This is a genomic window from Formosa sp. S-31, from assembly GCF_051172795.1.
Lineage (GTDB): Bacteria > Bacteroidota > Bacteroidia > Flavobacteriales > Flavobacteriaceae > Formosa.
Genome location: NZ_JAENDK010000008.1, coordinates 183,974 through 207,855, shown reverse-complemented (window position 1 = coordinate 207,855; position 23,882 = coordinate 183,974). Strand labels below are relative to the sequence as shown.

Here is a 23,882-nt window from a genome sequence, read left to right as displayed (position 1 = left end):
ACTTCGATTAAAATATAATTGAAGATGAGTAAACATACCCAGATAGGTCTAGGGCTTGCCGCTATTGGAAGACCGGAATATATCAATATAAAAACTGAAGAAATTGAACAGTCAGAAACTGTATTCAAGGCTAATGCCATGCAGGTTCTGGATGAGGCTTATGCTCAGGGTGTTCGCGTGTTCGATACGGCACCGTCTTACGGAAAAGGGGAAACCTTTTTAATCGAATGGTATAAAAGCAGAAAGCCTTTGGATGTGCTTTTAAGTACAAAATGGGGCTATACTTATATGGCTAACTGGACTCTGGGATATGAAGGCAAACACGAAATCAAAGAACATAGTCTTCCTAAATTGTTAGAGCAATGGAAGGTATCTAAAGCCTTACTTCCGGCATTACAAATTTATCAGGTACATTCTGCAACTTTAGAAAGTGGCATTTTTGAAAATGAGGATGTTTTACATCAACTTCACAAAATAAAAACAGAAACCGGTTTAAAAATAGGAGTAACAACCAGTGGAGCAAATCAGGTAGAAATAATAGAAAAGGCGCTTTCCATTAAAATAGAAAATTTATTGTTATTTGATAGTTTTCAAGTAACCTATAATGTTTTTGAACAAGCTGCTTTCTCCAAATTAAAAACGTTGTTGTCTTTTGGATTCACTGTTATTATTAAGGAAGCCATGGCCAACGGCAGAGTTTTCGAAAATAAAACATTTCCGCATTATGGAGAAGCATATCAGACTTTGAGGGGGTTGGCTAAAAAATATAATGTGGGAGTAGATGCTGTAGCTATTCGGTTTATCATAGATAGTCTGGGACCGGATATTGTTTTAAGCGGCGCTTTAACGTCTGGACAGCTTCAGGATAATTTAAAAGCGCTTTCATTTCAATTGTCTACTCAGGAAGTGCATCGTTTGCAGCAATTAACTGTGCTATCTCAGAAGTATTGGGACGAACGTAGTGCTTTAAAATGGCGCTAAATTAGATTGAATTTTAATTACGTTAATTTTTAAATGTTTAGCGTTAACTATCCGGCTGTAACTCGACTAAATTTGTACTATAAGTTTAATCAATAAAAACAAAATATTATGAGAAATACATTTTTAGGCGTAGTAGCAGGAACAGCTTTGGGAGCTGCAATGGGTATTTTATTAGCACCGGAAAAAGGAAGTAAGACTCGTAAAACCATTCTTAAAGAAGCTGAAAGCACTAAAAACAAGTTTGCTGATCAGGCATCGGATATCATAGATGCTATAGCAAAGAAAATGAACGTTAAAAAAGGAACTTTAGAAGATCAGATTGAATCTATTGTAACAGATACAAGTCATAAATCTGATGATTTAATAGAGGCTCTTGAGAAAAAGTTAGAGGTTTTAAAAACTAAAAATCGCCATTTTAGAACTAACGGCAAAACAACGGCAACCGTTTAAAAATAACTTAAGTAACCAGTATTCCATTAGATTTTGCCGAAAATTAAAACGAATCTAATCAGATGTATTTTTTTGCTATGCTCTGAATAGTTGAAAAAATGATTTAGTATAAAAAACATGAAAAAGAAAAGATAGTAAATTGGTTGGTAGTTTATTGGTAACGCCAGATCTGTACAAAGTTGTATGGTCTGGCGTTTTTTTAGTGTTAAAACATATAAGAACTTATAGCGAAAGCCTGAGAAAAGGTCGTTTACTAATAATGATTTTAATAATTTTGAATTCTTAATAACTACGATATGAAATCAGCGAACGAATTATTAAATCTTCTGGATTTAGTACCCATAGACGCTACAACTTTTCAAGGTAAGAGTAAAACTATTGGAAGTCCGAATGTGTTTGGAGGGCAGGTTCTGGCTCAGGCCGTAAATGCTGCCTACAGAACCATAACAAATCAGCGTGTACTACATTCGCTTCACGCTTATTTTTTAGAGGCTGGAAATCTTAAAGTTCCTATAGAATTTAGTGTGAATGAAGTTAGAGATGGAGGTAGTTTTTCTACACGTCGGGTTCTGGCCAGTCAAAACGGGAAAGCCATTTTTATTCTGGCCGCGTCCTTTCATAAAGAAGAATCGGGATACAATCATCAGATTGAAATGAATACCAGTTTAAAACAGCCGGAAGAGTTATTGAGCTGGACCGAGATGCTTGAGCAGTTCGGGCATGTTTTACCTGAATTAACCAAGCGCTTTCTGGAAATTGAGCGCCCAATTACTTTTAAACCCGTAGAGGTCGTTAATCCTTTGAAAAAGGAGAATTTGCCACCTTATTCTAATGTCTGGTTTAAATTAAAGCAACCAGTTACGGATGCTACCCTGGCCATAAAACAACAGATTCTTACTTATATTTCCGATTATAATATTCTGGCAGCCGCGTTATTGCCTCATGCCAGTAAAGCGCATTTTGGAAATACGCAAATGGCAAGTTTGGATCATTCCATGTGGTTTTTCAGAGATTTCGATTTTGACGACTGGATGTTATATTCTATAGAAACTCCAAATGCATCGAATGCACGCGGTTTTGCCAAAGGAAATATTTTTTCCAGAGACGGGAAATTAATTGCCAGTGTAGCCCAGGAAGGGTTAATGCGACCTATGGCGAAATAATACGTTAAAGATGAAAATAAGAAGTTTAGTTGTGGGACATCGGGGAGCTAAAGCATATCTGGCAGAAAATACATTGGAATCTATACAGCTGGCCTTAGATTTTAAGGTTGACGGGATAGAGATAGATGTTCATGCCTGTGCCACTGGAGAGCTTGTTGTATTTCATGATTTTACTTTAGACAGGATGACCAATGGAGAAGGCGAGCTGGCAAAATACAGTTTAGAGGAATTAAAAGCTCTAAAGGTAAACGGTGAGTTTGAAATACCTACTTTAGAGGAGGTCCTGAATCTTATTGATCGAAACTGTATACTAAATATAGAATTAAAGGGGAAGCAAACAGCTGGTAAAACCTGTGAAATAATTAAAGATTATATTGCGAATAAAGGCTGGGAGTATGCCCATTTTTTAGTCTCAAGTTTTCAGCATCATGAGTTGGAAGCTGTATTTCATAGCGATGAAAATATACCTTTGGGCGTGCTCACCAAGGCGAGTATGGCTGAAGCTATGGAATTCGCAGAAACGATTAAAGCAGAAGCTATTCATCCTAATTTTGCTATTGTTACCCGGGATAATGTGGCCTTGGCGCATCGTACAGGGTATAAAGTTAATGTGTGGACTGTAAACGATAAAGAAACCATAGAACGCATGAAAGATTATGGGGTGGATGCCATAATTTCGGACGTGCCCGATCAAGTATGAAAAAATATGATGTAATAATAATAGGAGGCGGAGCAGCAGGTTTTTTTGCAGCAATAAATATAGCTGAGCAAAATCCAGAATTACGTGTGGTTATTCTGGAGCGCGGAAAAGATGTACTTGGTAAGGTTAAAGTTTCAGGTGGAGGCCGTTGTAATGTGACGCATGCAGAATTTATTCCTCAGGAATTGGTAAAATATTATCCTCGGGGAGCAAAGGAATTATTAGGTCCTTTTCATCAGTTTATGACTGGAGATACTATGGGCTGGTTTGAAGAACGCGGTGTAAGTTTGAAAATAGAAGAAGACGGTCGGATATTTCCGGAATCTGATTCTTCGCAAACCATAATCGATTGTTTTTTAAACCAAGTGAAAAAGCATAAGGTTGAGGTGTTAACAGGTCAGGCCGTTAAAGGAATATATAATTCTGATACTTCATGGCGGGTACAAACAAATACCGATGAATATTATGCACAAACAGTGGTGGTGGCCACAGGGAGCAGTCCTAAAGTGTGGAACTTGTTGAAGGAGCTGGGGCACACTATAGTGGAACCTGTACCGTCATTATTTACATTTAATATTAAAGATGACAGGTTAAAAGCAATTCCAGGTGTGGTTGCACAAAATGTAGAGGTTAAGGTTTTAGGTTCATCTTTGGTTTCTGAAGGTCCCTTATTAGTTACCCACTGGGGGTTAAGTGCACCAGCAATTTTAAAATTATCGGCGTTTGGTGCCCTGGAGTTCGCTAAACGCGATTATAATTTTAGTATAGAAGTCAATTTTGTGAGGCAAAGTCTAGAGGATGTTCTGGAACAATTAAAAGTAGTAAAACAGGAATCAGCAAAGAAAACGGTATTTAAGTCAACCCTTTTCGATTTGCCCAAGCGTCTTTGGCAGCAACTGGTTCTGGCTTCCGATATGCATGACAGTAAGCGTTGGGGAGATGTCAATAAAAATCAGTTGGACCTTCTGGCTAAACAGCTTACTCAGGCTGTGTTTCAGGTTTCAGGAAAAAGTACGTTCAAAGAAGAGTTTGTAACAGCTGGAGGTGTCGATTTAAAAGAAATAAACTTTAAAACTTTCGAGAGTAAATTGCATGAAAATTTATATCTGGCAGGAGAAGTTATCAATGTAGATGCTGTTACCGGAGGATTTAATTTTCAAAATGCCTGGACTGGAGGATATATTGTTTCGAAATCTATAACAGGTCAATATTGAAAATATACATTGCATTATTGCGAGGTATTAATGTCTCGGGCCAGAAGAAAATACCAATGGCTGATTTAAGAACGCTTATGCAGAACTTAGGGTTTGAAAATGTAAAAACATACATCCAAAGTGGTAATGTGGTTTTTAAAGCCTTAAATCAGGAAGTTGAAACATTACAATTAGTAATACAAGAAGGAATATTGAAACAGTTTGGTTTTGAGGTTTCTGTACTAGTAAAGACTCAGGAAGAATTAGAGTATATTTTTAATAACAATCCTTTAGAGACGCATCAGGTTCCGCAAAGTTATTTCACTTTACTTCAGGAAAAACCGGATGCTGAACGAGTCCATACTGTGTCTGACGAAACTTATGATAATGAAACTTTTATAATCACAGAGTCTTGTGTTTATTTTTATTCAGATAAAGGTTATGGGAATGCCAAATGCAATAATAATTTTTTCGAACGAAAATTAAAGGTTTCGGCAACTACGAGAAATTTCAAAACCATGCAGAAGTTGTTATCTTTGTGCTCAGATTTATAATGTCATGACCGAACAACAATTTATTCCTCAGCCGTATTCAAAAACTGTTTCAGAAGGCCGGGTGTCCTGGGAATCTCCAAGTAATATCGCCTTAGTGAAATATTGGGGGAAAAAGAAAAACCAAATTCCGGAGAATCCATCAATTAGTTTCACATTAAGCAAATGTAAAACCATAACGACAGTAACTTTTAATAAGAAAGTATCTGCCGGTGATTTTGATTTTGAAGTGTTTTTAGATGGTGAACATAAGCCGGATTTTCAACCAAAAATTGAAACTTTTTTTAATCGGGTGGTGGAATATTTACCGTTTTTAAAGAATTATAGTTTTAAAATAGAAACTACAAATACCTTTCCTCATAGTTCGGGAATTGCTTCTTCGGCAAGTGGAATGAGTGCTCTGGCCTTGTGTTTAATGAGTATAGAAAAACAATTGCTTTCAGAAGAAATTTCTGAAGCGTTTTTTTATACAAAGGCGTCTTTTTTAGCGCGTTTAGGGTCAGGTTCCGCCTGTAGAAGTCTGGAAGGGGATTTAATTGTATGGGGCGCAAATACTACTGTACAGGATGGATCTGATTTATTTGGTGTGAAGTATCCGTTTCCTGTTCACGAACATTTTAAAGGGTATCAGGATACTATTTTACTGGTTGATAAAGGAGAAAAACAGGTTAGTAGCACAGTGGGGCATAATTTAATGTATGGTCATCCGTTTGCTGCGGAACGATTTAAGCAGGCTCATGCCAATTTAGAAGCGTTAAAGCCTGTGCTGGAATCGGGAGATTTAGATGCCTTTATTGCGCTTGTAGAGAGTGAAGCATTAACATTACATGCCATGATGATGACTAGTATGCCATATTTTATTTTAATGAAACCCAATACATTGGAAGTAATTAATAAAATCTGGGCGTTTAGAAAAACTACCGGCCTGCATGTTGGGTTTACTTTAGATGCAGGAGCCAATGTACATGTGTTATATCCGAAACATGAACAAGAAGCCGTTCTTGATTTTATAAAAAGTGAATTAGCAAAATATTGTCAGAATGACCAGTTTATATGCGATGAGGTTGGTTTTGGAGCTCAGGAATTAACAGAGTGTAAATTAATATAAATTTTACTTCTGTTTAAGTTGTTGGTTTGTAGTTTTTTAAATAAATTGTAGAGTAATCATAAGTTGGCAGTATAATTGCATAGTAATGTGAAATCTACTAAATAATAATTGTTAACTTTGCAGTGTCAATTATCAAAAGGGTAAACATGAAAGGACCTTTATTTTATTCAAAAATTTTACTTTTCGGTGAGTATGGTATCATTAAAGATAGCAAAGGCTTGTCTATACCGTATAACTTCTATAATGGAGCCTTAAAGATGATGAAAACGCCAACAGAGGCGACTAAAAAATCGAATGAAAGTTTAAAAGGTTTTGCCGCTTACCTGGCGAATATTGATAAAGATTTAGTGGCTTTTGACTTGGTTGCTTTAAATGCCGATATAGAATCAGGCATGTATTTCGATTCTTCCATCCCTCAGGGCTATGGTGTTGGGAGTAGTGGCGCTTTGGTAGCTGCTATTTACGATAAATATGCAGAAAATAAGATTACGGTTCTTGAAAATTTAACCCGTGAAAAATTATTAAAATTAAAGGCTATATTTTCTGAAATGGAGTCTTTCTTTCATGGAAAATCATCTGGTTTAGATCCTTTAAACAGTTATTTAAGTCTGCCTATTTTAATAAATTCAAAAGATAATATTGAAGCCACGGGAATTCCTTCGCAAAAAAGTGACGGGAAAGGGGCTGTGTTTTTAATAGATAGCGGTATTGTAGGAGAAACAGCTCCTATGGTTCAGATTTTCATGGAAAATATGAAGCAGGAAGGGTTTAGAAATATGATAAAAGATCAGTTTATTAAACATACCGATGCCTGTGTGGAAGATTTCTTAAAAGGAGATATAAAATCCTTATTCCAAAATACAAAACAATTGTCGAAGGTGGTGCTTAATCATTTTAAGCCTATGATTCCACAGCAATTTCACGACCTTTGGAAAAAAGGACTGGAAACCAACGATTATTATTTAAAACTTTGTGGTTCTGGGGGCGGTGGCTATATTCTTGGTTTTGCCGAAGATTTTGCCAAGGCTCAGCGCGCCTTAAAAGGCCATAAATTAGAAGTTGTTTATAATTTTTAATACTTACCTTGTCTTACTTTCTCTTTAAAATACCATAACTTATCTTATATGTTTAACAGAAAACAGAAACATATTTTGTTGAAATTTTTCAGTATGTTTTCTGTAGTTCGGGGGTATAATGTGCTCATGGTTGTAGTGGCACAATATGTTACTGCGGTATATATTCTGGCTCATGATAAACCCATAAGGCAGGTTATTTTTGATGAGAATTTACTGATGCTGGTGCTGGCTTCTTCTGCAACCATAGCAGGAGGTTATATAATCAATAATTTTTACGATTCGGAAAAGGACTTAATTAATCGTCCGCAAAAGTCGATGCTGGACCGATTAATTAGTCAGAATACTAAACTCTCGTTTTATTTTGTCTTGAATTTACTCGCAGTTATAATGGCAAGTTATGTGTCGTTTAAAGCCGTTGTGTTTTTCTCTTTGTATATTTTTGGTATTTGGTTGTATTCTCATAAGCTTAAGAAATTACCATTTGTAGGAAACGTAATTTCGGCTATCCTTACTATTGTGCCTTTCTTCGCTATTTTTATTTATTATAAGAATTTTGAGCATGTTATTTTTGTGCATGCCACGTATCTTATATTAATCGTTTCTATGAGAGAGTTAACGAAGGATCTGGAAAATATTACGGGAGATCTGGCTCAGAATTATAAAACCATTCCTATTGTTTACGGCGAACATTATTCTAAAATCATGTTAACTGTTTTGGCTTTACTAACTCTTGTGCCAACTTATTTCCTGCTTACAAGGTATGATGTAGGGCATATGACTTTGTTCTTTTATTTTACCATGGTTTTGCTAGCGGTTTTTGTATGGTTATTATGGCGTTCTAAAACAAAAAAGCAGTATCTGATTCTTCATAATATTTTAAAATTTATAATTGTTTCGGGGGTGTTTAGTGTCTTATTGATTGATGTTGATGTGGTTTTAAATCGACTTTTTTAAAAGGTGTATTAAAACTCTAGAATCGAAAAATTATAGTTTATCTTTGTACAAAATTTATCTCACATGAGCAGACAACAAGGTAGTCATAGAAAAGGAAAAACTTCAGGACGTGGTTCAAATAATACGCGAAGTAAAAGTTATGCAAGAGGCAATGCTCCTATAAAAAAACAAGGTCAAACCGGCGAAGTTAAGCCGGCTGCCAAGCCTTCCAATCCGGACGAAGTACGTTTAAATAAATATCTGGCAAATTCAGGAATTTGTTCCAGAAGGGAAGCCGATGTGCATATTGCAACTGGACTGGTTACTGTAAACGGAAAAGTGGTTACCGAAATGGGTTATAAGGTGAAGCCTAATGATGAAGTGAGATATGATGGCGGACGCGTTAATCCGGAAAAGAAAGCTTATGTGTTGCTTAATAAACCAAAAGGATTCGCTACAACGACTAGTGAAGGTAAGGGAAGAACGGTAATGGATCTTGTTGCTAATGCAACGCCTTCCAGAATAAAACCTATCGGACGATTAGGGCGTAATTCTTTAGGCTTGATTTTATTTACCAACGATGAGGATGTGGTTAAGAAATTTACTAATTCTAAAAACGGAGTGCCTCGCTTATTTCATATAGAATTGGATAAGAACTTAAAACATGAAGATTTTAAGAAAATTGAGGCAGGAATGAAGATAGAAGGTAAACTTATCGAGGTGGAAGAAATAAGTTATATTGATGGCGCTTCCAAGAAAGAAATAGGTTTAAAAATTAAAAATACCGGCAATACAATAATTCGTACAATTTTCGATTATTTAAAATACGACATCGAAAAGATAGACTGTGTAAGTATAGGGCACCTAACAAAAAAGGATATCCCGAGAGGACATTGGAAACACCTTACAGAGAAAGAGATTATCGGTCTTAAGATGTTGTAAATTAAGGAGTAAAAGTTTTGTAAAAAAAACATAAAATTACTTTTTTTTTCAAATTTTTATAGCACATTTGCACAAGCATTTAGCTGAACATTATGAACAGTGTTTTTACGTTCGGGCTTTTGAAAATTAGGAAGTCAAATTCAAAAGCCGCTCATAAGATGAGCAACCGAATTTTAGAGCTAACTTCCGCTTTCTCAATAGTAAAAAGCCAGCATGTTTTTGGTTTTATACCTACTACTCAAAGTCAAATTCAAATTTGATAAATAGTTAACATTTTATTTTTTGCTACCCCGATTTCTCGGTGTAATTTAATTTTTCATTTTTAACTATTATTTCAAATTTCAATCATGAATACTAAATACATTGATTTAATCAATCAATCTTTTTATTTCCCACAGGACGAATTTAAACTTAAGGATAAAACCTTACAATTTCACGATATAGATTTAATGGCTCTGGTAGAAGAATACGGTGCGCCATTAAAATTTACATATTTACCACAAATCTCTAATAATATTAATAGAGCCAAAGGCTGGTTTGCTTCGGCTATTAAAAAGAATAATTATAAGGGAAAATACAACTATTGTTACTGTACAAAAAGTTCGCACTTTAAACATGTTTTAAACGAAGCTTTGAAGAACGACATTCATATAGAAACGTCTTCGGCATTCGATATTGATATTGTAGAAAGTTTAAAGAAAGAAGGTAAAATTACCGATAAGACTTATGTAATCAGTAACGGTTTTAAACGTGCTCAATACATTACCAATATTGCACGATTAATTAATAACGGGCATAAAAACTGTATCCCGATTATAGATAACTACGAGGAAATCGATTTGTTATCTGAAGAAATTGAAGGTAAGTTTAATGTGGGTATTCGAATTGCTTCGGAAGAAGAGCCAAAATTTGAATTTTATACCTCGCGTTTAGGTATAGGTTACAAGAATATAGTACCGTTTTACAATAAACAAATAAAAGATAATAAAAAGGTTCAGTTAAAAATGCTTCACTTTTTTATTAATACCGGTATTCGCGATAACGCCTATTACTGGAACGAATTATTAAAGTGTTTAAAGGTTTATACGGCATTAAAGAAGATTTGTCCGTCATTAGACAGCTTAAATATTGGTGGAGGATTCCCTATTAAAAACTCACTGGCATTCGATTTTGATTATGAATATATGGTCGATGAGATCTTAAATCAGATTAAAACTGTTTGTGAAGAAGAGGACGTTGATGTGCCTAATATTTTTACTGAATTCGGAAGTTTTACAGTAGGAGAAAGTGGTGGTGCCATTTACGAAGTGTTATATCAAAAACAACAGAACGATCGTGAGAAATGGAATATGATTAACTCATCTTTCATAACGACTTTACCAGATACCTGGGCTATTAATAAGCGATTTGTAATGCTTCCGGTTAACCGTTGGCACGATACTTACGAGCGTGTATTGTTAGGTGGTCTTACCTGCGATAGCGACGATTATTATAATAGCGAACAGCACATGAACGCCATTTATCTTCCAAAATATAACAGAGATAAACCGTTGTATATAGGGTTCTTTAATACAGGAGCGTATCAGGAAACAATTGGTGGATTTGGAGGATTGCAGCACTGTTTAATTCCAACGCCTAAACATATTTTAATAGACAGGGACGAAGAAGGAAATCTTGTTACAAGTGTATTTAGTGAGCAACAAAAAAGTGAAGACTTACTTAAAATTTTAGGTTATAATGAGCAGTAAAACCTTTGGCGGAATTCCAGAAGCATACGCAAAATTAGAGACTTCTAAAATTGTGTTGATTCCTGTGCCTTACGATGGTACGAGTACCTGGCAAAAAGGCGCTGATCAAGGTCCTGAAGCATTTTTGCATGCTGCCGAAAACATGGAAACCTACGATATAGAAACCGGAACAGAAGTTTATAAGCAAGGCATTTATCTGGCTGATCCGGTTTTGGAAAATAGTTCGCCGGAAGCTATGGTAGAAGCAGTTCACAAAATAAGCAAGACCTACATTAAGAAAAATAAGTTTGTGACACTTTTTGGAGGAGAGCACTCCATTTCTATAGGGACTATCCGCGCATTTAATGAGTGTTTTAATAATCTAACGGTTCTGCATATCGATGCACATGCCGATTTGCGTAAAACCTATCAGGGGTCGACTTGCAATCACGCCTGTGCGCTTTACGAAGCCAGCCAGACAACTAATTTGCTACAGGTAGGAATTCGTTCTATGGATGTTAAAGAGAATACGGTTATGGATTTCGATAAGACGTATTTTGCTCATGAGATGGTTAATGATGAATTCTGGGCAGATAGTGTTATAGATCAAATGACAGATCAAGTTTTTATAACATTCGATTTGGATGCTTTAGACCCTTCAATTATGCCAAGTACAGGAACACCGGAACCGGGAGGTATGTTTTGGTACGAAACTTTGGACTTCCTGAAGAAAGTATTTTCCGAGAAAAACGTAGTGGGGTTCGATATTGTGGAATTGTGCCCAAATAAATTAAATAAAGCACCAGATTTTTTAGCTGCAAAATTGTATTATAAAATGCTTAGCTATAAATTTATGAACGAAAATGTGGCCGACGATTATGATAATACCTATGATGAAGTAGGCCAAAAAAATAACATATTAAAATTTACTGAAGACGATGAATACTAAAGGAGCGATTTCAAATTTTATAGAAAAATATTACCTTCATTTTAACGCTGCAGCCTTAGTAGATGCAGCAAAAGGTTATGAAGATCAGTTGAATAAAGGGGCAAAAATGTTAGTGTCTCTGGCTGGTGCCATGAGTACAGCCGAGTTGGGTAAGATTTTTGCTGAAATGATCCGTCAGGATAAAGTTCAAATTATCTCTTGTACAGGAGCAAACCTGGAAGAGGATATTATGAATCTTGTGGCGCATTCGCATTATAAGCGCGTGCCAAATTATCGAGATTTAACCCCTCAGGAAGAGTGGGATTTATTGGAAAAAGGATTAAACCGTGTAACTGATACCTGTATTCCGGAGGAGGAAGCGTTCAGACGTTTACAAACACATATTCATAAAATCTGGAAAGATGCAGAAGACAAGGGAGAACGTTATTTTCCGCATGAATTTATGTATAAAATGCTGTTATCTGGTGTGTTGGAAGAGTATTACGAAATTGATTTAAAAGATTCATGGATGTATGCTGCAGCAGAAAAGAATTTACCTATAATTGTACCAGGATGGGAAGATAGTACTATGGGGAATATTTTTGCCAGTTACGTGCTTAAGGGTGAGTTAAAAGCCAGTACTATGAAATCTGGAATTGAATACATGACTTTCCTTGCCGATTGGTATACTGATAATTCAGATAATGGTATCGGATTCTTCCAGATTGGAGGAGGTATAGCCGGAGATTTCCCAATTTGCGTTGTGCCTATGCTGTATCAGGATATGGAACGTACGGATACGCCATTCTGGAGTTATTTCTGTCAGATTAGTGACTCTACTACAAGTTACGGATCGTATTCCGGAGCAGTGCCAAATGAGAAAATAACCTGGGGAAAACTGGATATTGATACCCCTAAATTTATTATAGAAAGTGATGCAACGATAGTCGCTCCACTTATTTTTGCCTATTTATTAGATATGTAACCCCTGTATAAAAAATTATGAAACGAGTAATTGTTGACTACCAAAAATTAAACGAGGATATCCTAGATCTTCTTGTTGAAAAATTTCCTGATGGTTACGATGATACAGATATCATCTCTTTCAGAAATGCCAAAAATGAAATCGTAGAAGCTGTAGAAGTAAGAACTGAGGATACCATTTACTTAGTTAAAGTTGGTGTGCGTTTAGCTCAGGCTATGGAAAACTATATTGAGGATGATGACGATATGTCTCCAGATGATGATTCCAGCGTAGATTTCGACGAAGTAAAAGCTGAAGACGAAGACGACGATAACGAATAATAGGTTTGAATTATCATGGAAGCTGTTTTTAAATCTTACAAGAACGGATATTATACATTTATGTTTGAAAAGGGTGAGGATATGGCCTTTGAAGAAATTCATCCTCGCGCTTTAAAACAATTCGATTTAAAAAACGATAAAAGTTTTATCGATAAGACCTTTAAAATTACTTATGTCGAAGTTGCAGATCCTGCCGATGACGATATAGTGATTTACAGAATAGAAAATTTAAAACTCCTGGACGTTTAAGTCTCTAAACCTTAAACATTAAAATATTGGGTAAGTATTATAATCTTTTTGTGCTTACCCAATATTCTTCTTCACATCCTTTTAAAATCTGCTTTTAAAAGGTTAAAAATGGTATAGTTTTTTAGCTTTAAATTATGTTGTAATCATGTTTAATGTTGTAGCATATCAGGTTGCAAGTGCCATAAATATTCGAGATGTAAAATCTCAATTAAATTTGCCTTTGCTGTTTTCCGATAGCGATGAACTCTTTTATCAAAGCAAGACCAACAAATTCCTCTATATTTTTCAATATGGGGTTATATGTTTCTTTAATCTAACCCTAGAAGAAATAGAGCTCTATATGCAGATGGTAAGGCCTTTTTTCAAGGTGCCTATTACCGAGCGTATCTCTGAGGATATTACTGTGGAGCTTCAGGAAAATCTGTTAAAAGTGGAATTTCAAAGTATTATACTTCCTGCTCTCGATTTGGAAATGGTGCGGTTAATCATGCTTAATGTGTCGCAATCGGTCGCTTTGGATATGTATTCCGAGCTGAGTGAAAATCTACTTCTGGAAACACATAAACATACCCAATTTCTTGAAAATAACGGGAAGTTAGATATTTCCGGAAACAAACTTAAACGCTTTATTGGAAAGACCCTGAATATAAAAAATAAGATATCTGAAAATTTATACATTTTTGATTCCCCTGATAGTACCTGGGAAAATGAACAGCTAAATCGATTAAATGTAGGTTTAAAACAAACCTTCGATTTAAAAGATCGCTACCGTATAATTCACGACAGGATAGAAATAATAAAAGAGAATCTGGAGCTTTTTAAGGATATTATGGATCATAACGAAAGCAATAAACTGGAGTGGATTATAATTATTTTAATTCTTGTAGAGGTCGTAGATATGTTTATCGCCAAACTCTTTTTTTAGGAAAAAGTATTCAGTTTCTAAAATCACTCACGGGAGTGTATAAGTATTTGAAATCTTCTTTAAAGTCAGGCTTGTACAAGAGTGTATTTCTTTTTTAAAAGTTAAGTGTGTTAATTTTTAAGGACATGATATAAAATAAAAAATCCTGCAAATGCAGGATTTCCTATTTTTATGTTTTAATGGTAGGTTGATAACATTAAGCTGTTTTTAAGCTTTAGAAGTTAAAGATTTAAAGAATACGTAGCCAAATCCTAAAAAGAGCATTAAGTGGAATGGGAATAGCCCGAAATCACCGCCCTGATCGCCTACAATAAAAGCACTATACATTCCAAAACCAAAGTAAAGCATTAACAGTCCTTCAAAAATAACATTTAGGGAAATATTCTTTTTTAGGTATTTGTTCCCTTTCCAGCTGTCTGTTAAAGAGTTAATGTTGAATTTCGGCGTGCGCACAAATTCACTGCGCTTTCCAAAATGCCCTTCGATAACCGCAATGGAGTTATGTAGCGAGAAGCCCATGGCTACTGTAAAGAAGGTGAAAAACATGCCTATGTAGCGAATAAAGTTTTTAATGCCGCTGCCATAAATGTTTTTATACATAAACCAGTAGCAGATAAAGAAAATTACACTACTTACCACAAAGAAGCTCATCACGTAAAAATAAGGCTTTAAATGAGCGTATTCGTTCTTAATATATAGCATAGGAATACTTAATACAGCGACTATAAATACGTTTAAAAACATGGTGCTGTTTAATAGGTGTAATACCCCATGAAGCTTTGTTTTACCGGAAATATTGTCTGATTTTAAAACACGCCAAAGCATTTTTCTAAAGTTTTCAGCGCCACCTTTATTCCATCTGAACTGCTGAGAACGCGCAGCACTTATTACTACAGGAAGTTCGGCAGGTGTTTCAACATCTTCAAGATATTTAAATTTCCAGTTTTTTAACTGTGCACGGTAACTTAGATCCAGATCTTCTGTTAAAGTATCGCCTTCCCAGTTTCCGGCATCAATAATACATTCCTTTCTCCAAACCCCGGCCGTACCGTTAAAATTAATAAAGTGTCCTTTGCTGTTTCGTCCAACCTGCTCCAGAGTAAAATGTGCATCTAAAGCAAAAGCCTGTATTTTAGTAAGTAGCGAGTAGTTGCGGTTTAAATGCCCCCAGCGGGTTTGTACTACCCCAATTTCGGCATCCTGAAAATAAGGTAAGGTCTTTAATAACCAGTCCGGGTTAGGTAAAAAGTCTGCATCAAAAATGGCAATAAAGTTTCCTTTAGCAATTTTTAATCCTTCTTTTAAGGCACCAGCTTTAAATCCGCTACGGTCTGTTCTGGTGATGTGTTTTATGTCTAAGCCTGTTGCCTGTAATTTTTTTACATGGTCGCAAGTAGTTTTAACTGTTTCGTCGGTAGAATCATCTAAAACCTGAATTTCAAGCTTGTTTTTGGGATAGTTTATAGTTGCTATATTGTCAAGCAAACGATCCATAACATACATTTCGTTGTAAACAGGAAGTTGGATGGTTACCATAGGTAAATCATCTGTGTCTTGTTCAGAAAAATCTAAAGGGGGCAGTTGGTTGTCTTTCTTTTGAGCAGAAAGATAGTTTAGCAATAAGTTTAATTGCGCCAAAGCATAAACAAAAATCAATGCTAAAGCAGTTGAATAAATGGCAATTATAAAAATTTCTAAGATCATGTTTTAAAGCTAAATTTTAAAATCCTGTTTTCGGATTTTATGCGGGCAAATATACTATCTTTTACCTTACCTTATACTTTTGAGGACCAATTCTGTATTGTTATTTTAATACAACCTCGATAAAACTGCAATATGTTGTAAAAACTTTAATTTAAATTTTGTATTAAAAATATGGTTTTATAAATATTGTGTTAAAAATTAGTGGATTGCATTGTTTTTTAAGCTAATAATTTTCATTCCTGTAATTATTGGATGTAGCTTCAAAAACGAAAAATCAATTAAAATCCAGCCGTAAAATAAATTTAAAACGTCTTACCTCTATTTGGGTCTGCATGTATTCTGAGGATAACAATATGTTACCCTTTGGGTGGTAAGAGTGCTTTAACTGTGTTTAAAAATACAATAAAATTTGAAGTAGAAAACGGTTTTGCTATTTATTTGAATTGAGTTATAGGTTATCGGCTTCCAGGCTCTTAAAGTCTTTTATAGCCTGATTGGGTTCTATAATATTGTAGCCATTCCAGAATTCGGGGTCGTAAGCAGGTAAGTAAACAGGTTTCTGATTCGCCTGCTCTTTAAAATTTTCAAACTCAGATGGTGTAATATTTGTGTTTTCAAAGACAACCATTTGCTTTTTACTGCTGTTTGAAATGATAAAATTAATATCGGCAGCGACTTCGTTTTGTTTTCTTCTGCCTTTAACATGTTTATTTTTTTCTATAATTTTTAAGGGTCTGTCTATGCCGGCTTTTTGCGCGTTTTCAGATTCTGCATATTGCAGACTGTAAGTGCCTGATGCATTTTTTACATATATTAAAAGTCCTTTTTTTAAATAGTCGTTGAAAGATATGCCCAGAAATTTAATCGATTTTAAGGATTTTACATTGGTGTATTCTAAACGAATTACAGCAAAATCTTCTGTGTTGATATATAAAATACCCTGATATGTTTCGCTGCGTTTTGGCGCAAAGGCAATTTTGTAAACATATTGGTTGTTTAAAAAGGAGTAGTCTAAAAGTTTAAAATGATATCTGTTGGATTTATAAAGCATGTTTAGGTCCGATGCTTCCGAAAAAAAACTATTATGTTCCAGATTATTAATTGATTGTTTTCTGTATTTTAAAAAGTTCTTTTTTTTATCGGCTTCTATTTTTTTCTGCTCTTCGATATAGGCTTCTGTGTTTTTGTTTTCTTTATCCTGATAAAATGAAGAGTCTAATTCTTCTTTGGTGCCAAAGATGCCCGATTTTATTTTGAAATACGAATCGCGTTTAATTCGCTTTTTTATAATATTATTAAATTTATCTTCCCAGGCGTTAAATGAAATTTCACTATCCTTATCGTATAAGTGAGAGGCTTTAATAATGTTTAGTTTGTCTTCAGTTTCATCATCTTCGGTATTGGTTTTGCTTTTGTAGTGTTCGGCCAGAATTTCGTTGTAATAATCGGATTGATTGGGAAAATGATTTAAGAGACTGTCTGTAAACTGCTGATTGAATTCCGGAATGGTCGATTTTTTTATTTTCACCTCTTTTTTAATCATTGTCGTGTAATACGATTCTCTTAAAAACAATTTGCTTTTACTGTAGTCAGTTTCATAATTGGTTTTAATTTGCGCTTCAGCTTTTTCAATAATTTCTTCTACAGTGTAGTTTTTATTGAATAACATGACTTCATTTAACTCGATAGCCTTGGGTTGTAAATACACCAGACTGTCTGAAATAGAAAGGGCAGCCAGTTGTTTAGAATCGTATCCCAGACAACTAAAATTTAGACTATCCTTTTCTGTTAAATCTCTGGATATAATAAGCTGAAATTGTCCGTTCTCATTGCTGATAACTCCAGAACCTTTATTAAACGCTATGGTAGCAAAAGGTATAGGTTTTAAAGCACTGGAATCGATAATCGTGGCGCTAATTTCAGTTTGGGCGCATATAATTAATGGAAAAAAAATAAGAATGAATAGGCTGGTGTAGTGGTGTTTCATAGCGGATGTTTTCGTGAAAGTAAATTTTTACATAATACGATGCGTTTACTTTAAAACTTTATTAAGTAAAAATTAATAAGTTTTAACATAAAACGATTACACCAGCTAAGTGTTACATGTTTCTTATAAGTAATCTCAACGTTTAAATTTGATAATTATGTGTAAATAAAAAAAGCAGCCTGAATTTATGTAGGAAAGAAATTCAGGCAGCTTTTTTAACTTAAATATTTGTGATCTATAACGTTTTTATAAGTTCTTTGAAAAGTGTAATCATATGAGGTTCTGCTTTTTCAGCCATAGCTATAATTTCGGAAATATTTACCGGGTGTAAGTTATCCGGATCTCCCTGGTCTGTTATTACCGATACGGCAGCAGCTTTTAATTTTAAATGATTTGCTACAATAATTTCCGGTACCGTACTCATGCCTACGGCATCGGCCCCAATAATTTTAAGCATGCGGTATTCGGCACGTGTTTCTAATTGCGGACCTATTAAACTGGCATAAACACCTTCGTGTAAAGTGATATTATGAGCTTTGGCAATGGCTTTAAAGCTTTCATTAATGGCTTTGTCGTAAGGGGCACTCATGTCCGCAAATCGTTCGCCCAGTTGGGCTACTCCTTTAAAAGCTAAAGGGGAACTGCCTTGCAGGTTAATGTGGTCGTCGATAAGCATTAATTCTCCGGGTTTAAAATCGAGGTTAACCGCGCCAGAAGCATTAGATACCAGTAAGGTGTGGATGCCTAGTTTTTCCATAATACGAACCGGATAAGTAATGTCTTGTAAGGTGTAACCTTCGTATAAATGAAAACGGCCCTGCATAATTATAACTTTTTTTCCGGCCAGTTCACCATAAATTAATTTCCCTTTATGGAATTCGACAGTAGCTGTAGGGAAATAAGGTATATGGTTGTAACTTACCTCGTGTAAAATGTTTACTTCGTCCAGTAATTTGCCCAGACCAGTGCCTAGAATAATTCCTATTTCCGGAGCGTTAAAACCTTTGTTTTTTAAGTATTCGGTAGTTTCGGTTATATATTTAATCATGATTAATTGTACGTTGTATTAAAGAAAACTTGAATTTTATATTCAAATGTATAGATATCATTTAACTCTTCAAGGGATTAAATCGATTTGTTGCTTAATGGATTGAAATTTTAAATAACTATGTTTTGAATATCAGGCTAATTTAGGGGTTTTTAAAAATGTTTTTTGCTAAGGTCTTGTTAATGTGTTCTATTATGGTTTAATTTTAAGGAACTAATTTTTGGCCTGTGGATTATTTTGTAATTATTACCATTCTAGTTTCTATTGCTGCTGTGTTCGGGTATATAAATGTTCGGATTTTAAAATTTCCGAATACCATTGGCTTAATGCTAATTACTCTTGTTTTTACTCTAGTAGTTCTTGCTTTGGCAAGTATAGATAAAACCTTGTTGCTTGCAGAAAGGGAGTTAATAACTCAAATCGATTTTGAAACGGTTCTTCTGGATATGATGTTAAGTTTCATGCTTTTTGCTGGAGCCTTACATACCAATTTCGAACAACTTAAAATTCAACGCTGGCCCGTTCTGGTGTTCGCGACCTTGGGAACTTTAATTTCTACATTTTTAATCGGTGGATTAATGTTTTTGGTATTGATGCTGTTGGGACTACATATTCCTTTTGTGTATTGCCTGCTTTACGGGGCGCTTATTTCGCCTACTGATCCAATTGCTGTCTTGGGAATATTGAAAAAAGTTGGAGCTCCTAAGGATTTAGAAGCAAAAATTGTAGGAGAATCACTTTTTAATGACGGGGTTGGAGTGGTTGTGTTTTTAACCATTTACGAAGTCGCTAAAACTACAGGAAATGCTTCAATTCATGTAGGCGAAGTGTTGGGACTTTTTGGGAGAGAAGTCTTTGGAGGGGTAATGCTAGGTTTGTTACTTGGTTATTGTACTTACCGGTTAATGAAATCTATAGACGATTATGATATTGAAGTAATTATTACGCTGGCGGCAGTAATGTCGGGTACAGTTATTGCTCAGAAATTACATCTTTCAGGTCCTTTGGCCATGGTTACAGCGGGCTTGGTAGTAGGAAATGATACCGTAAGAGGAAGTGCTATGTCCGAAATTACAGAAAATTATGTAGATAAATTCTGGGAGCTGGTAGACATACTTTTAAATACGATTCTGTTTGTTTTAATTGGGATGGAAATGCTGGTTTTAGAATTTAAGTGGAGTTATATTCTTGCCGGAGTACTGGCTATTCCTATAGCTTTAATTAGTCGATATGTGTCGTTACATGGACCCATTAGTATGTTTGAAAAACGACTGGATTTTATTCCTAAGACCAATAAAATTATGACCTGGGGAGGTCTTCGAGGTGGAATTTCCATAGCGCTGGCATTAAGCCTGACTACAGAAATGCATCGCGAACTTTTTCTCGTTATAACTTATATTATCGTTGTGTTTTCTATAATAGTCCAAGGGCTTACTGTAGGTGGCTTAGTAAGAAAATTAATGTCTTAATAAGCTTAATATTTTGGTTCGAAGCCAATGCTTATAAAACCTTTTACCCCAGAAGTGTATTGTCCTTTAGATATCCCGATAGAAATGGGGCCTATAAAGGAATTGTAACTTCCGGTTAGCATGGCGCCAAATTGGTTTTTATGTGATTCGTCGGCGATGACAATGTCTTCATGAATCCATTTCATAGGATGTTCCAGATCCAGATAGTTCACGCCTAGGTTGAAATAAATTTTCGATAGCGGATTCCATTGCAATTGTGCAGATGCATACATGAAATTGGCTGCCGAAACGTATTTAGATTCAATGCCCCAAAAGGGTTGTACATAAAGTCCTAAAGGTGAAAACCCTCCGATAAGCGTGTTTTGAGAGAAGTTTTCTAAATCGGATTCTGAATCGTTCATTACAATTCTAAGATTGGTTAATGCTGAAAGTTTGTGTGTAATAGGTATAGCGCTTGCAAATTGAGTTTCGAACTTCCAAATGGGTTCCGGATTTATGGTTTCTGCAAAATCAGCAGTTTCTCCTTCATTATCGTAAGAAAAAAATTTAATTCTGGTTTTTGAAGAGAGGTAATAGTTTAAATTGGCATTAAAGAATATGCCTCGAGTAGGGAAATACAATTTGTTAAGGGTGTTCGCTGTGTAAAATGCCTGAAGATACACCGATTTACTTTTTATTTCATTAACATAAAACTCCAGATTGTCATCTATGGAAAAGGCTTCTTGAATTGTCGGAGTAAAGCGTTCGTAATTATATCCTATTCTTGTTCCGGTAGTACTATTCGTGTTATTGGTAGTTTGTAGCCCAAAATAGGTGGACGAACTTATTTGATCCAGTAATCCCGTTTTCTGAATTTCAATTTTGTCCTCATGAGTTATGTCTGAATAGGATGGTGTTTCAGATTTGAATGCAGTAGTAGATAGAGTGAGTGCAATGTTCTGATTCTGTCCTGTGTATTTTAAATAGTTTACCCGAATTCCCGGGTTTTGAGCAAAATTTAATTCTGTAACAAATCTGGAATTAGGCAGCAGCATATTTCTTAAAGTCATATTAAAAAGTAGGCTGGCATAATTCTCGGAGTCGTAATGCCCTGCAATTTTTACAGCGCCATGTGGTCCCTCCTTAACTTTTAAGATTAGTTTACTGTCGTCTTCTATAGTGTATACAATTTTATCGAAATATTGCGAACCGTAAAGCCTAACAATTTTTTGTTCCAGTTCCTCAATGCTGATTTCTGTATTAGGTTTTAGTTCCATTTTTCCCAATATCAGACTTACGGGTATGTTTTTATTGCCTTCTACATCAATTTCTGTTATAAAATAGGAATCTCTTGTTTTTAATATTTCCGGCTTTTTACGTAAGCCAAATGGTTTTAAAGAATCTGCAAGCTTTTTAAATGCAGGTAGGAATTTTTCTCCGGTTTCTTCTCCAATTTCAATGATGTCTGGTGTATCTTTAAAACTTCCTGTAGAATAGCCTTCTAAGTCTGGTTCAATATAAATATCAACTAATTCTTTTTGTTTGTTTGAGTCGTGAGCGCTCATTACAAAAGCCGATTGCATAAGTACATCAATCATAGACGAAAGTTTGTCTTTTTTGTAAAGGTCAGAACTAACAAATACACCAATGACGATATCTGCTCCCATGTCAATCACTTCCTGGACTGGAAAATTTCGGGTTAAACCACCGTCTACATATAATTTATCGCCAATTTCCATTGGAGTGAAAATGGAGGGGATGGACATACTTGCGCGTAAGGCTTCTGGTAAGGAGCCTGAATTTAAGATTTCCGGTTCTCCATTTTCTATGTTCGTGGCAATACAGGCAAAAGGTGTCGGGAATTGATTAAAATCTTTAATATTATGGGCTTCCCTTGTAAGTTTGCTTAATAACAGGGTGAGCTCCTGACCTTCTATTGCTCCTTTTGGCAGGTATATTTTTTTGCCTTGTAACCGGAATTCCGTCATATATCTGCCGTAAAAGTCTTTCTCTTCAAAAGCGACTTTATTAAGAAGAATGTTGTTAGATAGCACAAAATCCCAATCTATTCCCAAAGCCATTTTTTTTATTTCGTCGGGAGACCAGCCAATAGAGTAAAGTCCTCCTACGATACTTCCCATGCTGGTTCCTGTAACGTAGTCGGGATAAATGCCTGCTTCCTCAAGCGCTTTTAATACGCCAATATGAGCCATGCCTTTCGCACCTCCGCCACTTAATACTATCCCTATTTTAGGACGTTTTTTTTCGGTGGATTGTGCTAATGATGTTGTGAGTGAAAGGTTTAAGACTAAGAGAAAAAGCGAAGATTTTAATGCAAGCTGGTATTTCATCTGGTCATGGAAATTTTATGCAAGGTAATATATTGATTTTTAGTTTTTAAATAAAAAATGGAGTAAGAAGCTTTTCTTTAATGGGTTTACAGATTTCCGATAGCGTTAACAATTAAAGTATTTGTAACTTTAAGATTAGTCAATTAAAACTAATTTAACCGTCTAATATTATGATAAGTATGGATTTGAAATTTTCTCAGGCCTGGGATAAAATGCTGGACAAGCTGGATGCATGGTTCGATGGTCTGGTTGTGGCTTTGCCGAATTTAATTTTAGCTGTTTTTGTTTTTTTAGTGGTACTGCTTATTTCAAAATACATAACCAAGCTGTTGGTACAGGTGTTAAACAGAAGTAGTCTGCAGGCTTCAATGAAAAACTTAATAGCTAAGTTAACTTCAACGGTTATAGTGTTGTTTGGTTTATTTGTGGTGCTGGGTATTTTAAATTTAAGTAAGGCTTTAAATACCATATTGGCAGGTGCCGGAGTCGTTGGTCTGGCTGTAGGTTTGGCATTACAGGGAGCGCTTGCAAATTTTTATTCGGGCATAATTTTATCGTATGTGCATTTTGTAAAGTTTGGAGATTGGGTGGAAAGTAATGGCTTTGATGGTGAAGTTGTAAACATAGATTTGCGTTCGGTAACTTTAAAACAGATAGACAATAATTTAGTGTATATACCTAACAGGATGGTGGTAGAGCAACCTATTAAAAATTATTCAACTACGGCACAATCCCGAGTGATTTTAAATTGTGGGGTACATTACGATTCTGATTTAAGAGCGGTTAAGGAGCTTGTTATGGATACGATTATGCAAACTTTTGAAGCTGTAACCAGCGAAAGCGATGTGTTGTTTATGTATAAAGAGTTTGCCGATAGTTCTATAAATTTTGAAGTCCGATTCTGGATTCATTCAACTTCTGCACTGGAGGTGGCAAAAGCGAAGTCGGAAGCTATAATGGCTATTAAGGAGGCTTTCGATGCGAATAATATTATTATTCCATTTCCAATTCGCACGCTCGATTTTCCTAAAGGATTTAATAGTCTGGATTTTGGTGTTAAGGGAGAATCAGAATAGAATCAACTGTTTATTAAAAAACTAGTTTAACAAAAAA

The 23,882-nt window shown here is 35.3% G+C and carries 22 protein-coding genes; 18 read left to right on the top strand and 4 right to left on the bottom strand.

The features are described from left to right. Positions 1 to 24 precede the first annotated feature (24 nt). From I3217_RS10550 to I3217_RS10475, 16 genes are all read left to right on the top strand, one after another. Positions 25 to 981, top strand: a complete 957-nt coding sequence (locus I3217_RS10550) for an aldo/keto reductase (RefSeq protein ID WP_435049723.1) — start codon at positions 25 to 27, stop codon at positions 979 to 981. Positions 982 to 1,089: 108 nt separating this feature from the next. Continuing rightward, positions 1,090 to 1,431 carry a YtxH domain-containing protein gene (locus I3217_RS10545; protein WP_435049722.1) on the top strand — a complete coding sequence of 114 codons (342 nt, stop codon included), beginning with the start codon at positions 1,090 to 1,092 and terminating at the stop codon, positions 1,429 to 1,431. 296 nt (positions 1,432 to 1,727) lie between these two features. Then, positions 1,728 to 2,594, top strand: a complete 867-nt coding sequence (locus I3217_RS10540) for an acyl-CoA thioesterase (protein ID WP_435049721.1) — start codon at positions 1,728 to 1,730, stop codon at positions 2,592 to 2,594. A 10-nt stretch (positions 2,595 to 2,604) separates the two neighbouring features. Next, positions 2,605 to 3,294 carry a glycerophosphodiester phosphodiesterase gene (locus I3217_RS10535; RefSeq protein WP_435049720.1) on the top strand — a complete coding sequence of 230 codons (690 nt, stop codon included), beginning with the start codon at positions 2,605 to 2,607 and terminating at the stop codon, positions 3,292 to 3,294. After that, positions 3,291 to 4,508 carry an NAD(P)/FAD-dependent oxidoreductase gene (locus I3217_RS10530; protein WP_435049719.1) on the top strand — a complete coding sequence of 406 codons (1,218 nt, stop codon included), beginning with the start codon at positions 3,291 to 3,293 and terminating at the stop codon, positions 4,506 to 4,508. Before I3217_RS10535 ends, I3217_RS10530 begins: the two co-directional genes overlap by 4 nt. Further along, positions 4,505 to 5,041 carry a DUF1697 domain-containing protein gene (locus I3217_RS10525; protein ID WP_435049718.1) on the top strand — a complete coding sequence of 179 codons (537 nt, stop codon included), beginning with the start codon at positions 4,505 to 4,507 and terminating at the stop codon, positions 5,039 to 5,041. Before I3217_RS10530 ends, I3217_RS10525 begins: the two co-directional genes overlap by 4 nt. A 4-nt stretch (positions 5,042 to 5,045) precedes the next feature. Beyond that, positions 5,046 to 6,146 (top strand): diphosphomevalonate/mevalonate 3,5-bisphosphate decarboxylase family protein, encoded by a 1,101-nt coding sequence (locus I3217_RS10520; protein WP_435049717.1) that lies wholly within the window; start codon positions 5,046 to 5,048, stop codon positions 6,144 to 6,146. A 146-nt stretch (positions 6,147 to 6,292) separates the two neighbouring features. Further along, positions 6,293 to 7,222, top strand: coding sequence for a mevalonate kinase family protein (locus I3217_RS10515; RefSeq protein ID WP_435049716.1), 930 nt, complete (start codon positions 6,293 to 6,295; stop codon positions 7,220 to 7,222). Between the two features lie 48 nt (positions 7,223 to 7,270). Beyond that, positions 7,271 to 8,176, top strand: a complete 906-nt coding sequence (locus tag I3217_RS10510; RefSeq protein ID WP_435049715.1) for a geranylgeranylglycerol-phosphate geranylgeranyltransferase — start codon at positions 7,271 to 7,273, stop codon at positions 8,174 to 8,176. Positions 8,177 to 8,239: 63 nt separating this feature from the next. After that, positions 8,240 to 9,097 carry a pseudouridine synthase gene (locus I3217_RS10505; RefSeq protein ID WP_435049714.1) on the top strand — a complete coding sequence of 286 codons (858 nt, stop codon included), beginning with the start codon at positions 8,240 to 8,242 and terminating at the stop codon, positions 9,095 to 9,097. A gap of 347 nt (positions 9,098 to 9,444) precedes the next feature. Further along, the gene (locus I3217_RS10500) at positions 9,445 to 10,845 is read left to right on the top strand and encodes an arginine decarboxylase (RefSeq protein ID WP_435049713.1); all 1,401 of its coding nucleotides are present in this window, start codon (positions 9,445 to 9,447) and stop codon (positions 10,843 to 10,845) included. Beyond that, the gene (speB, locus tag I3217_RS10495) at positions 10,835 to 11,773 is read left to right on the top strand and encodes an agmatinase (RefSeq protein ID WP_435049712.1); all 939 of its coding nucleotides are present in this window, start codon (positions 10,835 to 10,837) and stop codon (positions 11,771 to 11,773) included. Before I3217_RS10500 ends, speB begins: the two co-directional genes overlap by 11 nt. Beyond that, entirely contained in the window at positions 11,763 to 12,737 is a 975-nt protein-coding gene (locus I3217_RS10490) for a deoxyhypusine synthase family protein (RefSeq protein ID WP_435049711.1), read from the top strand. Before speB ends, I3217_RS10490 begins: the two co-directional genes overlap by 11 nt. A gap of 17 nt (positions 12,738 to 12,754) precedes the next feature. Further along, the gene (locus I3217_RS10485; protein ID WP_435049710.1) at positions 12,755 to 13,057 is read left to right on the top strand and encodes a hypothetical protein; all 303 of its coding nucleotides are present in this window, start codon (positions 12,755 to 12,757) and stop codon (positions 13,055 to 13,057) included. A gap of 15 nt (positions 13,058 to 13,072) precedes the next feature. Beyond that, positions 13,073 to 13,306, top strand: coding sequence for a hypothetical protein (locus I3217_RS10480; protein WP_435049709.1), 234 nt, complete (start codon positions 13,073 to 13,075; stop codon positions 13,304 to 13,306). Between the two features lie 145 nt (positions 13,307 to 13,451). Further along, on the top strand, positions 13,452 to 14,231 hold the full coding sequence (locus tag I3217_RS10475; RefSeq protein ID WP_435049708.1) for an RMD1 family protein: 780 nt from the start codon (positions 13,452 to 13,454) through the stop codon (positions 14,229 to 14,231). A gap of 207 nt (positions 14,232 to 14,438) precedes the next feature. Here the strand turns inward: I3217_RS10475 and I3217_RS10470 are convergent, their stop codons facing one another. The 3 genes from I3217_RS10470 to I3217_RS10460 all read right to left on the bottom strand — a co-directional run bounded on the left by I3217_RS10470 (position 14,439) and on the right by I3217_RS10460 (position 18,970). Then, on the bottom strand, positions 14,439 to 15,935 hold the full coding sequence (locus tag I3217_RS10470; RefSeq protein ID WP_435049707.1) for a cellulose synthase family protein: 1,497 nt from the start codon (positions 15,933 to 15,935) through the stop codon (positions 14,439 to 14,441). A gap of 448 nt (positions 15,936 to 16,383) precedes the next feature. After that, the gene (locus tag I3217_RS10465) at positions 16,384 to 17,922 is read right to left on the bottom strand and encodes a carboxypeptidase-like regulatory domain-containing protein (protein ID WP_435049706.1); all 1,539 of its coding nucleotides are present in this window, start codon (positions 17,920 to 17,922) and stop codon (positions 16,384 to 16,386) included. A gap of 235 nt (positions 17,923 to 18,157) precedes the next feature. Next, positions 18,158 to 18,970 carry a purine-nucleoside phosphorylase gene (locus I3217_RS10460; RefSeq protein WP_435049705.1) on the bottom strand — a complete coding sequence of 271 codons (813 nt, stop codon included), beginning with the start codon at positions 18,968 to 18,970 and terminating at the stop codon, positions 18,158 to 18,160. 227 nt (positions 18,971 to 19,197) lie between these two features. On the opposite strand from I3217_RS10460, the gene I3217_RS10455 reads away from it, so the two are divergent. Next, positions 19,198 to 20,439, top strand: coding sequence for a cation:proton antiporter (locus tag I3217_RS10455; protein ID WP_435049704.1), 1,242 nt, complete (start codon positions 19,198 to 19,200; stop codon positions 20,437 to 20,439). 5 nt (positions 20,440 to 20,444) lie between these two features. Here I3217_RS10455 and I3217_RS10450 read toward each other — a convergent pair whose 3' ends face one another. Beyond that, complete coding sequence (locus I3217_RS10450; RefSeq protein ID WP_435049703.1) at positions 20,445 to 22,769, bottom strand: patatin-like phospholipase family protein; 2,325 nt, start codon at positions 22,767 to 22,769, stop codon at positions 20,445 to 20,447. 179 nt (positions 22,770 to 22,948) lie between these two features. Here I3217_RS10450 and I3217_RS10445 point away from each other — a divergent pair, with 179 nt between their 5' ends. Next, on the top strand, positions 22,949 to 23,845 hold the full coding sequence (locus tag I3217_RS10445) for a mechanosensitive ion channel family protein (RefSeq protein WP_435050303.1): 897 nt from the start codon (positions 22,949 to 22,951) through the stop codon (positions 23,843 to 23,845). The last annotated feature ends 37 nt before the right edge of the window (positions 23,846 to 23,882 follow it).

Coding starts and splice junctions, on each gene's coding strand:
- I3217_RS10485 (WP_435049710.1), top strand. CDS start 12,755: ATGAAACGAGTAATTGTTGACTACCAAAAATTAAACGAGGATATCCTA.
- I3217_RS10445 (WP_435050303.1), top strand. CDS start 22,949: ATGGATTTGAAATTTTCTCAGGCCTGGGATAAAATGCTGGACAAGCTG.
- I3217_RS10505 (WP_435049714.1), top strand. CDS start 8,240: ATGAGCAGACAACAAGGTAGTCATAGAAAAGGAAAAACTTCAGGACGT.
- I3217_RS10465 (WP_435049706.1), bottom strand. CDS start 17,922: ATGAAACACCACTACACCAGCCTATTCATTCTTATTTTTTTTCCATTA.
- I3217_RS10535 (WP_435049720.1), top strand. CDS start 2,605: ATGAAAATAAGAAGTTTAGTTGTGGGACATCGGGGAGCTAAAGCATAT.
- I3217_RS10530 (WP_435049719.1), top strand. CDS start 3,291: ATGAAAAAATATGATGTAATAATAATAGGAGGCGGAGCAGCAGGTTTT.
- I3217_RS10515 (WP_435049716.1), top strand. CDS start 6,293: ATGAAAGGACCTTTATTTTATTCAAAAATTTTACTTTTCGGTGAGTAT.
- I3217_RS10500 (WP_435049713.1), top strand. CDS start 9,445: ATGAATACTAAATACATTGATTTAATCAATCAATCTTTTTATTTCCCA.
- I3217_RS10550 (WP_435049723.1), top strand. CDS start 25: ATGAGTAAACATACCCAGATAGGTCTAGGGCTTGCCGCTATTGGAAGA.
- I3217_RS10480 (WP_435049709.1), top strand. CDS start 13,073: ATGGAAGCTGTTTTTAAATCTTACAAGAACGGATATTATACATTTATG.
- I3217_RS10450 (WP_435049703.1), bottom strand. CDS start 22,769: ATGAAATACCAGCTTGCATTAAAATCTTCGCTTTTTCTCTTAGTCTTA.
- I3217_RS10475 (WP_435049708.1), top strand. CDS start 13,452: ATGTTTAATGTTGTAGCATATCAGGTTGCAAGTGCCATAAATATTCGA.
- I3217_RS10545 (WP_435049722.1), top strand. CDS start 1,090: ATGAGAAATACATTTTTAGGCGTAGTAGCAGGAACAGCTTTGGGAGCT.
- speB (WP_435049712.1), top strand. CDS start 10,835: ATGAGCAGTAAAACCTTTGGCGGAATTCCAGAAGCATACGCAAAATTA.
- I3217_RS10460 (WP_435049705.1), bottom strand. CDS start 18,970: ATGATTAAATATATAACCGAAACTACCGAATACTTAAAAAACAAAGGT.
- I3217_RS10520 (WP_435049717.1), top strand. CDS start 5,046: ATGACCGAACAACAATTTATTCCTCAGCCGTATTCAAAAACTGTTTCA.
- I3217_RS10510 (WP_435049715.1), top strand. CDS start 7,271: ATGTTTAACAGAAAACAGAAACATATTTTGTTGAAATTTTTCAGTATG.
- I3217_RS10470 (WP_435049707.1), bottom strand. CDS start 15,935: ATGATCTTAGAAATTTTTATAATTGCCATTTATTCAACTGCTTTAGCA.
- I3217_RS10540 (WP_435049721.1), top strand. CDS start 1,728: ATGAAATCAGCGAACGAATTATTAAATCTTCTGGATTTAGTACCCATA.
- I3217_RS10490 (WP_435049711.1), top strand. CDS start 11,763: ATGAATACTAAAGGAGCGATTTCAAATTTTATAGAAAAATATTACCTT.